We start from the raw sequence: 10,699 nt of genomic DNA, 5'->3' as shown, positions 1-10,699 counted from the left end.
CGCCTATGGTCGCGCGCTTGCTCTGCTCAAACGCGAAGGCCGGTGCCCGTCTGACGTTGAACACCGACAGATTAAGTACCGGAACAACGTGATTGAATGCGATCATGGCAAACTGAAACGGATAATCAACGCCACGCTGGGATTTAAATCCATGAAGACGGCTTACGCCACCATCAAAGGTATTGAGGTGATGCGTGCACTACGCAAAGGCCAGGCCTCAGCATTTTATTATGGTGATCCCCTGGGCGAAATGCGCCTGGTAAGCAGAGTTTTTGAAATGTAAGGCCTTTGAATAAGACAAAAGGCTGCCTCATCGCTAACTTTGCAACAGTGCCCCGATATTTACAAGTTAGTGAATAGCTTATTGGGATTAGCAACTAAATTTAGTTTAACTTATAAAAATCATGAAACACTGTTCGAATTTTAAGCGTGGAACATGAATAATCAATAAAAAGCCGCTCTGCTGGTGCCCTATATTTCAGAACGGCTTGCTTTAATATAATGATATTTAAAGAGAAATATCAAGCATTACGTATAACGTGTATTATGTTAATTTTAGGAAAAGTGAAAAATAATCTACAATAGAATCTACGAAAAATTGGCCATCAATTATGCCTGATTTCTCCAGTGGAAATAATTGGATTGTGAGATCCCCCACTCAAAATCATAAATTAGAAAGAATTGAAGCATTTCTTTCCAATTATGCTTATAAACCTCACCGACATGATACTTATGCTATTGGCAGGACTCTTTCCGGAGTTCAAAACTTTCATTACAAAGGTACATTGCAACATAGCTTGCCAGGCATGACTATGGTTCTACACCCGGATGAAAAGCATGATGGTGAATCAGGAACATTAGATGGCTATCGCTATAGAATGATTTACATCGAACCAGCGATGATCCAAACCATTTTAAAGGGTAAACCTTTGCCTTTTATCAGACATGGCTTAAGTAATGATATTCGCCTGTTTAGGGCAATGGATAGCTTTCTAAATAATATAAATAATTATATGGATACCCTAGAAGAGGAAGATGCTCTATTTGATTTGGCAACTACACTGTGTGAAATTTCAGATACTTCATCTAACCAAAACAAAAAATTTGACTACAAGGCAGCAGAGAGAGCGCGTGAGTGTATTTTGGCGTATCCACATGAAAACTTAAGTTTGTCAGATTTAGAGAAACATGCTGATCGTGACCGCTGGAGCCTTTCTCGTGATTTCCGATTATTATTTGGAACTAGCCCACACCGTTATATGATCATGCGTCGCTTAGAAACAGTTAAGTTCTACCTTGCTCAAGGGGAGTCTATTGTTAATGCTGCTTTAAATGCAGGCTTTTTTGATCAGAGTCATATGACCAGACATTTTATAAAAACATTTGGTTTAACTCCCACTCAATGGAAAATGATAAATATTAAAAGATAGCCGTTCGATTTGAACGGCTAATTTGTCCTACAGCAGATTTATTCCATTAAGAAAATCTTTGAACATAAAAAGCCCTGATAAAATCAAGAGTATACCCATCAGCTTATTTAGCCGATTAAACCAGATAGGATTAGCAATTTTGTTGCCTAATACTTTTCCAACCAGAGCATAGGTGAATGGTGCGCCAACAGCACCAAGTGAAATCAGTAAAGAAACTATCAAGATCATGATTCCTGTGATTTTGGCTGCAGGGTACATAATTGTCGTAACAGGTAGAATGACGAGAATGGCTTTTGGATTTAATAACTGAATAAATAAGCCATTTAAGAATGTTAGATGGCTTTCTTGCTGTTGAGTTGTTTCTACATTCGCCCTAATCATTTTTATAGCCAAGTAGAATGTATAAATTGCACCCGCTAAAGCAATATAATGAATCAATCCATGTGGAATAACAGCTTCACCTATATAGCCAAACAATACGAATAAGATCAACATGGCGAAACCAATGCCTAGGTAAAATCCTATAGTCTTTTTTAATTGACCTGTAAGGCCAGAATTTAGCCCCATAAAATTTACAGGGCCTGGGCTATACATAACGCTTAATGTATAAAGAAATATTTCCACAGAGTTCACTCAATTAGATAGCAATAAACATCAAAGAGAGAACGGTATCGAGTTATAGGCCTTAAAGATTGTACGTTTGTGCTGAACTAATTAAAAATTTCTATTTAACTTATGTTCACCTAAAGTTCACTTCATAAGTGTATAAAGAAACTATGTATTGTATTTTCAATTGCTTATATAAATATTAGTCTTGGTTTAGAATTTTAAAGTTCATGAACTATGAGAAAAAACTAAGATACGATCAAAATTGTAGAACAACAAAATTATTTATACTAATTTACAAGCCACGCTGTTTAAGCGTGTCATTAAAAAATAAATCTTTTAATCTCTCCACACAATCTCCACACAATCTCCACACAACATCAGCAATTCATAAACACTGCTATTTCAAAATAGTAGTATCTAAAACCCCCCCTCTGAAAAAGCATGTCAACACATTATCATTTAATAGGTTCAATACTTATTACAACTGTACTTTTAATCGGCTGTACACAAGCCAAAGATGCTGAACAGTCCCCAACAGAAATGCCACCAGCGGTTGTCAGTACCATCACGGTATTACCGCATTCCATGAATTTAATTGAAAATCTTCCAGGCCGTGTTGTCGCTTACCGTATTGCTGAAATTCGCCCGCAAGTAGGTGGAATTGTTGATAAAGTACTTTTTAAGCAAGGCTCTTATGTGCAAGCAGGTCAACCGCTTTTTAAATTGAATTCTGAAATATTTCAGGCAGATGTAAAAAGCAATCAAGCCACTTTAAACCGTGCACAAGCTGAGGTGACACGTTTGCAGGTGCTGTTAAAACGCTACACTGAATTAGTAAAAGTAAATGCGGTTAGTCAGCAGGAATACAACAATACCGAAGCAGATTATCAAAAAGCAAAAGCCGATGTGGCGCAAATGCAAGCCATGTTAAGCAGACAACAACTTAATCTTAAATATGCGACTGTTACAGCCCCTATCTCGGGAACGATTGGTGAAATCTTAGTGACTGAGGGTGCATTAGTTGGTCAAGGTGATACTAATGCAATGGCCGTAATACAACAGATTAATAAAGTCTATGTTGATGTAAAGCAATCAATTAGTGATTATGAAAAACTACAGGAAGCTTTACAGCAAGGTGACGTGTCAAATACCAAACATACGGTTGAAATCCTAAATAGTCAGGGTAAACCTTATAACGTTACAGGTGAAATCCTATTTTCGGATACTAAAGTTGATCCTGATACGGGTGATGTCACAATCCGTATTTTAGCCAATAATGAAAATCAAAAACTTTTGCCAGGCATGTATGTTCGAGTCAATATGAGCCGAGCTCAAGTTGAAAATGCGCTCCTAGTTCCAGAACAAGCGATTCAACATGATATTAGTGGTAAAGCCAATGTTACGATTGTTAATCAAAAAGGTTTAGCGCAAAGCAAGCCTGTTCAGCTTGGTCAACGTTATCAAAATAACTATGTGATCAAACAAGGGTTACAAGCAGGTGAGAAAGTCATTGTTGAAGGGGCTGATCGTATACAGCCTGAGCAAAAATTAAAAATTAAGCAGTGGCAACCTACAAATATTAAGGAAAATGGAGGACAGCAATAATGTCCCAATTTTTCATTAGGCGTCCTATTTTTGCATGGGTGATTGCTTTATTTATTATTCTGTTGGGTGTACTAAGCATCCCCAAGTTACCTATTGCACGATTCCCAAGTGTTGCGCCACCACAGATTAGTATTACGGCAATCTATCCAGGTGCTACGCCAAAAACATTGAATGATAGTGTTGTGACCTTGATTGAGCGGGAAATGTCAGGTGTCAAAAACTTACTTTATTACAGTTCAAGTTCAGATAGTTCTGGAACAGCAACAATCACCGCAACATTTAAACCAGGTACAGATGTAGAACTTGCACAAATTGATGTGCAAAACAAAATTAAAGCCATTGAGTCACGCTTACCTCAAACAGTGCGACAACAAGGGCTGATGGTCGATGCTGCGTCGTCTGGTTTTTTAATGATGGTGGGCTTAAGTTCACCGAATGGCAAATATAGTGAAATTGATGTCAGTGACTATATGACTCGCTATGTGATTGAAGAATTAAAGCGGGTTGACGGTGTTGGTAAAGTCCAAAATTTTGGTGCTGAAAAAGCCATGCGGATTTGGGTCGATCCAGATCGTTTGGTTTCTTATGGATTGAGTATTCAAGATGTGAATACAGCCATCCAAAACCAAAACTTGCCGATATCACCAGGTCGTATTGGTGATGTTCCTGCTTTGACGGGGCAACAAATTACTATTCCTTTAACTGCTCAAGGTCAATTAGAAACTGTAGAGCAATTCAAGAAAATTAGTTTACGTGCTCAACAAAATGGCGCCAATGTTCGACTGTCGGATGTCGCTCGTGTCGAAATCGGGGCACAGATGTATAACTTTGCGATTTTAGAAAATGGCAAAGCCTCTACAGCTGTGGCGATACAAATGAGTCCTGGTGCCAACGCTGTCAAGACTGCAGAAGGTGTTAAAGCGAAAATTGAACAGTTAGGTTCAGCACTGCCTGATGGTATGAAATTCTCTATACCTTACGACACTGCACCTTTTGTAAAAATCTCGATTGAAAAAGTAATCATGACATTGCTTGAAGCTATGGCATTAGTTTTTATTGTCATGTTTATCTTTTTACACAATGTTCGATACACCTTAATTCCGGCGATTGTTGCACCGATTGCATTGCTTGGCACATTCTCAGTCATGCTGCTTGCTGGTTTTTCGATTAATGTGCTGACCATGTTCGGTATGGTGCTTGCGATCGGGATTATTGTCGATGATGCGATTGTGGTCATTGAGAATGTTGAACGCATTATGGCGACAGAAGGCTTATCTCCAGTTGAAGCCACATCTAAAGCCATGAAGGAAATTACCAATCCGATTATTGGCATCACCTTAGTGTTAGCCGCTGTATTCTTGCCGATGGCATTGGCGTCAGGCTCAGTGGGGATTATCTATCGTCAGTTCACCATTACCATGTCGGTTTCAATTTTATTCTCAGCTTTCCTTGCACTGACATTAACCCCTGCGTTATGTGCAACGATGTTAAAACCGATTGATCAAGACCATCAGAAAAAGGGTGTTTTTGCATCGTTTGATCGCAGTTTTGAGAAGCTGAACAATCGCTATGAACGCAGTTTATTTAAAGTAATTAAACATAAAACCCTCGCAATGTTATGTTTCTTAGGCATTGTCATTGTGCTGATTTTTAGTTTTAAACACGTTCCGACTGCGTTTATGCCAGAAGAAGATCAGGGGTGGTTTATGACTTCGATTCAACTTCCTGCGGATGCAACTCAAGAACGTACCCGTAAAGTCGTTGCTGAGTTTCAAAATTATTTAGACCAAGAAACGGGGATTAAAGACAATATGGCGGTCTTAGGTTTTGGTTTTAGTGGATCTGGTCAGAATACAGCGATGTATTTTACCAATCTATTGCCATTCGAAGAGCGTACTATTACGGCACAAGAAGTCGTGAATAATGCCAATATAGCGATGGCTGAAAGTTCAGAAGGTCAAACCATGTCTGTGTTACCACCAGCAATTGATGAATTGGGTAACTCATCTGGTTTTTCACTGAGATTATTAGATCGTGGCAATATTGGCATGCCTGCTTTAAGAGAAGCACAAGATCAGCTTTTAGCATTAGCAGCACAAAGTAAAATCGTGGCGGAGGTCTATCCTGAAGGTTTGCCAGATGGCAGTTCTGTACAGCTTAAAATTGATAGAGATAAATTGCAGGCATTAGGTGTTAATTTCAGTGATGTGACCGATATTATTTCAACCTCAATGGGTTCGATGTATATCAATGATTTTCCAAATCATGACCGTATGCAGCAAGTCATTGTGCAACTTGATGCCAAATCACGCATGAGTATTGAAGATATTCTTCAGATTAAGGTGAACAGTCAAAGCGGTAAATTGGTTTCAATGTCTGAAATAATTACTCCAATTTGGCAACATTCCCCACAACAATACAATCGTTACAACGGTCGTCCATCATTGAGTATTTCTGGCAGTCCAGCAGCAGGTATATCTTCAGGACAAGCCATGACTGAGATGGAAAATTTGATTGAACAACTTCCGAAAGGTGTGGGTTATGAGTGGACTGGGATTTCTCTAGAAGAAAAACAGTCGGAATCACAAACCTTGTTTTTATTACTGTTGTCGATGTTAGTCGTTTTCCTTGTCTTGGCAGCGCTTTATGAAAGCTGGTCAATTCCATTCTCTGTGATGCTAGTTGTCCCTCTAGGGTTGATTGGCGCCTTTTTAGCAGTAATGTTACGTGGTATGCCAAATGATATTTTCTTTAAGGTCGGCATGATCACGATTATTGGTCTATCTGCAAAGAATGCTATTTTGATTGTTGAGTTTGCAAAAGCACTAAGAGAAGAAGGAATGGGTTTAGTGGAGGCAACCGTTGCAGCCGCTAAATTGCGCTTACGTCCAATCCTAATGACATCTTTGGCATTTACCTGTGGCGTTATTCCTTTAGTCATTGCCAGTGGCGCTAGTTCTGAAACTCAAAAAGCGATTGGTACAGGCGTCTTTGGCGGCATGATCAGCGCAACAATTCTAGCTGTTATTTTTGTACCGATTTTCTTTATTGTCGTCTTGAGCATGGTTGAGAAATTCTCGAAACGTAAAGCGGCACATTAAGCATCAAAACTGAGAATAAAAGCTGTGGGTTAACGAGTTTAGCCCACAACAAATCTTTCATTTACATCTTTATTTCAGAATTGATTTAATAAACCATCAATATAGGTTTAATCATGAAAGCTACCAATCTTGATCCGAAACGCTGGTGGATATTGCTCGCTGTCGTGCTTGCATTTCTGCCGATTGTGATTGATATGACTGTACTGCATGTTGCGGTTCCCTCATTAACCCAATCGCTGAGTGCCACAAGTAACCAAGTCTTATGGATTATTGATATTTATCCATTACTTATGGCTGGACTTTTAGTTCCGATGGGAACTTTGGCTGATCGTGTCGGCAATCGTAAGATTCTGCTGATTGGCTTGGTTATATTTGGAATTGCCTCAGTCCTTGCGGCATTTTCCCAAACGGCTTCTATGCTGATTGCCGCACGTGCTTTATTAGCATTAGGCGGTGCCATGATTATGCCCTGTGTATTGGGTATTATTCGCAGAACCTTCGAAGACAGTCGCGAACGTGCCATTGCGCTGGGTATTTGGGGCACAATCGGATCAGCCGGTGCCGCCATTGGACCGCTCATTGGTGGGGGATTGTTAGAATATTTCTGGTGGGGTTCAGTTTTCCTGATTAACGTCCCAATCATGCTGGTTGTCGCACCAATGTGCTATTTCTTATTGTCCCGAAAAGAAGCTATAACCCCTGGACATTGGGCATTTGGTCAAGCGCTATTGCTGATTGTCGGTTTGATTTCGTTTGTATATGCACTAAAAGCAGGCTTAGGCGGTAAACAGTCGTTGTTGATTGTCTTGCCTTTGGTCGTTTTATCTATCGGCTTATTAACCATATTTGTACGCAAACAGCTGAATTCTCCTCAGCCGATGCTAGATCTTTCGCTATTTTCACGTCCTGCTATTTTAGCCGGCATTATTATGGCAATGGTTGCTGCAGGCGCTTTGGCAGGGGTTGAGTTAACTTTGGCAATGGAGCTGCAATATGTCATTCGTTTAACACCGCTGCAAGCCGGTCTTTTTATGGTTCCGATTATGGTTGCGGCCGCTATTGGCGGGCCTATTGCTGGTTTTTTATCCAATAAATTTGGACTCCGTCTGGTTGCGACCATGTCATTAATATTGGCAGCAATTGCGTTGGTCAGTTTGAGTTATTCAGATTTTCATCATCCGGGAATCATCGTTCCCTTTATTTTAGCTTCGATTGGATTAACACTGAGTATTGGTTTAACAGCTTCATCCATTGCGATCATGGGCTCAGTACCTGCAGAAAAGGGCGGTGCGGCAGGTTCACTTGAAAGTACAGGTTATGAACTGGGTACAGGACTAGGTATTACTTTATTTGGTGTTTTCATGGCCTATATATTTGGCAGTCATCTTCAAGTGCCGTCAGATTTAACTGCTGTTTTAGCAGAAAAAGCCAGACTTTCGATTGGTGATACCTATTTAGTGGCGAGCCAGTTACCCGTTGAACAAGGTACAGCATTGATTAACGCAGGTAAAATTGCCTTCAGTTCAGCTCATGTTAATTTATTATTAACAGCAGGGATTATCATCGGGATACTCTCCATTGTGGTATTTTTTATGCTAGCTAAATATCGAGATGAGAATTCATTGTGATGAAATTTATTTGAGGATCATCAAACAGAATGGTTAAGTTCAGACATCAATTTATCTTAAATTTATGGTTTAAATTAAGCCGTATTAATCTGAACTTAACACATTATAAATGAGTTGATGTCTTACGATTTAGTTGAATAGTAAAACAGCTGCCACCTAAGTTTTTGGATTTAGAATAATAAATATGACCTTGGTGTGCTTCAATAATTGCATCAATCACTGCCAAGCCTAATCCAGTACCGCCATCTAGACATGATCTAGAGTCTTCCAGTCGATAGAAGGGTTTGAACAGGTGTTTAAGATGCGATTCATCAATACCAGGACCTTCATCTTCAAACGTCAATACCCAATGTTCTGCTGTGGTTACAGATGTAATATTTATTTTTCCAGCATTCGAATATCTTAGAAAGTTAGAGAACAATGCAATAAAGACCTGTTCCATCCTTCTTATATCAACGCAAACCAATTTATCCGTCAAATTTAAAACAATAGTTAAACCTTTAACATGAAACCGTTCATTAAACATCTGCAGACATTTTTCAATACTATTTTTTAAATTGGTCTTTTCTAGTTCTAATCGTAATTGTTTATTTTCAATAAGTGTCAGTGTCCGTAAATCTTCCACAAGGTAAGATAAGCCTTCGACTTGGTTCAATAAGCTTAGGTGTAAAGCTTTATCGGCAATAAATATACCATCGACAATACCTTGCAAGCGACCTTGTAATATTGTCACAGGTGTTCGTAATTCATGTGCAATTGCAGCATTCCAAACAGTTGAATTCTTAACTGATACTTCAAGTTGGTTTGCCATTTCATTGAAGTTCTCAATAAGAGACTTGATTTCATGTGGAATATCATGATGTGGCTGTTTAATTCTGAGTGCTAAATTGCCTTGTTGAATTTGTTGAATAACATCTGCTAAATCACTAATTGGCTGTGTATAGCGTTTTCCATATTTAAAGGCGAGGATAGTAGAAAGAAAAAAGCCTGTTAATAGCACTAAAAACAGCCAGATAAAGTCAACGGAGGTAACTGAAAATTCATTTGAATTAATAACTTGTGTATTTAGAAAACCTATTTTTATCGCCCAGCTATAAACAAAATAGCCAATCATGAAAGATAACAGCGTAATGCCTAAATTGAATAGGCTCATCATGATAATAAACTGGAAGTTAATTCCAACAGAATTTTTAAAAAAGTTAAATTTCATGATTTTGATCTAAGCGATACCCCACGCCACGGACATTGATTAATAAGCCATTTACATCATTTTCTTCAAGTTTTTTGCGTAATTTGCTGATATGGCTATCTACAGTGCGATCTAAAGCATCACTTTCAGGCATACAGTTTTGGATCAATTCATTACGTGTAAAGACTTTATTCGGTGTTTTTGCCATCAAAAACAGTATCTTATACTCAGTTAACGTAAGGTTGAGCAACTGATTTCTTTGACCATTTGAAATGTAAACTTGATGATGATCTGGATTAATTTCAATATTTCTATAACGAATAATATTAGTTATTTCCATATTTTGGCTTGTACTTCGTCTAAGTACGGCTTGTATTCGTGCAATCACTTCGTTTGGGTTAAATGGCTTAATAATAAAGTCATCAGCACCCATTTTTAGCCCCATGATCTTATTCACTTGATCATCTAAGGCAGTCAGCATAATGACAGGTAAATGACTTGTTTGACGGATGATTTGTAGAATTTCCCAGCCATTTAGTTTGGGTAATTTAATATCAAGGAGAATCAGGTCGATAGAGTTGGCTTTTAGGCACTCTAAAGCTTGTTGTCCATCCAATGCACGGATGACCTGCATGTTTTCATTTTTTATGTATTTTTCAAGAATGTCACCAATATCATAATCATCTTCTACAACGAGAATGACGCTGTTTTCGAAGCTGTGCTGTAGATTTGGATACATATATTTTATCTTAGATGAAGTAGCTATGCATTTTAACATTTAATTGTGTAATGGAGATGATTAGACGAGCAGTCATTTATATTTGTAATTGAGGGGTGACATATAATAAAATTCGTTGCATATCAGTATTAATGAACAAAATGTCAATTATCATTCATTTAACATAATGGCTGTTATACGAAACGAGAGTGTTAGAACCCATTTAAAGTGTCTATATTCTCACCAATAAAAATGTCCGGTTTCTCCGAGGTAAAATATGACTTTTGAACAAAAATAAGCCATTGTTTATTCTTTTTATTTCCAACAAAATTCCAGAACTCATCTACTTCGAGAGATTCATAATGACTTTGCTGAGGCTGAATTTCATAGGTTGATTCAGTTAAAGTACGTAAAACTTT

At 38.3% G+C, this 10,699-nt stretch carries 8 protein-coding genes and 1 pseudogene; 5 read left to right on the top strand and 4 right to left on the bottom strand.

Translation table 11 applies throughout. The features are described 5' to 3' along the window. A partial coding sequence (locus FTU75_RS17725) for a DDE-type integrase/transposase/recombinase (RefSeq protein ID WP_113484827.1) occupies nucleotides 1-283 on the top strand: 283 nt, incomplete at its 5' end. A 328-nt stretch (nucleotides 284-611) separates the two neighbouring features. Then, nucleotides 612-1,430, top strand: a complete 819-nt coding sequence (locus FTU75_RS17720; RefSeq protein WP_032073151.1) for an AraC family transcriptional regulator — start codon at nucleotides 612-614, stop codon at nucleotides 1,428-1,430. Between the two features lie 27 nt (nucleotides 1,431-1,457). Here the strand turns inward: FTU75_RS17720 and FTU75_RS17715 are convergent, their stop codons facing one another. Continuing rightward, nucleotides 1,458-2,054: a LysE family translocator gene (locus tag FTU75_RS17715; RefSeq protein WP_074163998.1), complete on the bottom strand. Its 597-nt coding sequence runs from the start codon at nucleotides 2,052-2,054 to the stop codon at nucleotides 1,458-1,460. A 426-nt stretch (nucleotides 2,055-2,480) separates the two neighbouring features. Here FTU75_RS17715 and FTU75_RS17710 point away from each other — a divergent pair, with 426 nt between their 5' ends. From FTU75_RS17710 to FTU75_RS17700, 3 genes are all read left to right on the top strand, one after another. Then, entirely contained in the window at nucleotides 2,481-3,644 is a 1,164-nt protein-coding gene (locus tag FTU75_RS17710) for an efflux RND transporter periplasmic adaptor subunit (RefSeq protein WP_032073150.1), read from the top strand. Continuing rightward, nucleotides 3,641-6,745: a multidrug efflux RND transporter permease subunit gene (locus FTU75_RS17705; RefSeq protein WP_373684854.1), complete on the top strand. Its 3,105-nt coding sequence runs from the start codon at nucleotides 3,641-3,643 to the stop codon at nucleotides 6,743-6,745. Before FTU75_RS17710 ends, FTU75_RS17705 begins: the two co-directional genes overlap by 4 nt. Nucleotides 6,746-6,858: 113 nt before the next feature. After that, nucleotides 6,859-8,373 carry an MFS transporter gene (locus FTU75_RS17700; RefSeq protein WP_032073148.1) on the top strand — a complete coding sequence of 505 codons (1,515 nt, stop codon included), beginning with the start codon at nucleotides 6,859-6,861 and terminating at the stop codon, nucleotides 8,371-8,373. A gap of 103 nt (nucleotides 8,374-8,476) precedes the next feature. Here FTU75_RS17700 and adeS read toward each other — a convergent pair whose 3' ends face one another. The 3 genes and pseudogenes from adeS to FTU75_RS17685 all read right to left on the bottom strand — a co-directional run. Next, a complete protein-coding gene (adeS, locus tag FTU75_RS17695) occupies nucleotides 8,477-9,583 on the bottom strand; it encodes a two-component sensor histidine kinase AdeS (RefSeq protein ID WP_032073131.1) in 1,107 nt (368 codons plus the stop codon). Further along, nucleotides 9,573-10,301 carry an efflux system response regulator transcription factor AdeR gene (gene adeR, locus FTU75_RS17690; protein ID WP_032073130.1) on the bottom strand — a complete coding sequence of 243 codons (729 nt, stop codon included), beginning with the start codon at nucleotides 10,299-10,301 and terminating at the stop codon, nucleotides 9,573-9,575. The genes adeS and adeR overlap by 11 nt, the downstream gene beginning before the upstream one ends. Before the next feature lie 269 nt (nucleotides 10,302-10,570). Next, nucleotides 10,571-10,699: pseudogene (locus FTU75_RS17685) on the bottom strand (IS1 family transposase); the annotation flags it as partial.

This window comes from Acinetobacter sp. YH12140 (genome assembly GCF_013418475.1).
GTDB classification, from domain to species: Bacteria; Pseudomonadota; Gammaproteobacteria; order Pseudomonadales; family Moraxellaceae; genus Acinetobacter; species Acinetobacter amyesii.
The sequence above is the reverse complement of the archived record's forward strand: the minus strand, read 5'-3'. Positions and strand labels throughout refer to the sequence as shown.

Excerpts from the sequence above, each read along its gene's own strand:
- FTU75_RS17720 (WP_032073151.1), top strand. The coding sequence starts at position 612 with ATGCCTGATTTCTCCAGTGGAAATAATTGGATTGTGAGATCCCCCACT.
- adeS (WP_032073131.1), bottom strand. The coding sequence starts at position 9,583 with ATGAAATTTAACTTTTTTAAAAATTCTGTTGGAATTAACTTCCAGTTT.
- FTU75_RS17710 (WP_032073150.1), top strand. The coding sequence starts at position 2,481 with ATGTCAACACATTATCATTTAATAGGTTCAATACTTATTACAACTGTA.
- adeR (WP_032073130.1), bottom strand. The coding sequence starts at position 10,301 with ATGTATCCAAATCTACAGCACAGCTTCGAAAACAGCGTCATTCTCGTT.
- FTU75_RS17700 (WP_032073148.1), top strand. The coding sequence starts at position 6,859 with ATGAAAGCTACCAATCTTGATCCGAAACGCTGGTGGATATTGCTCGCT.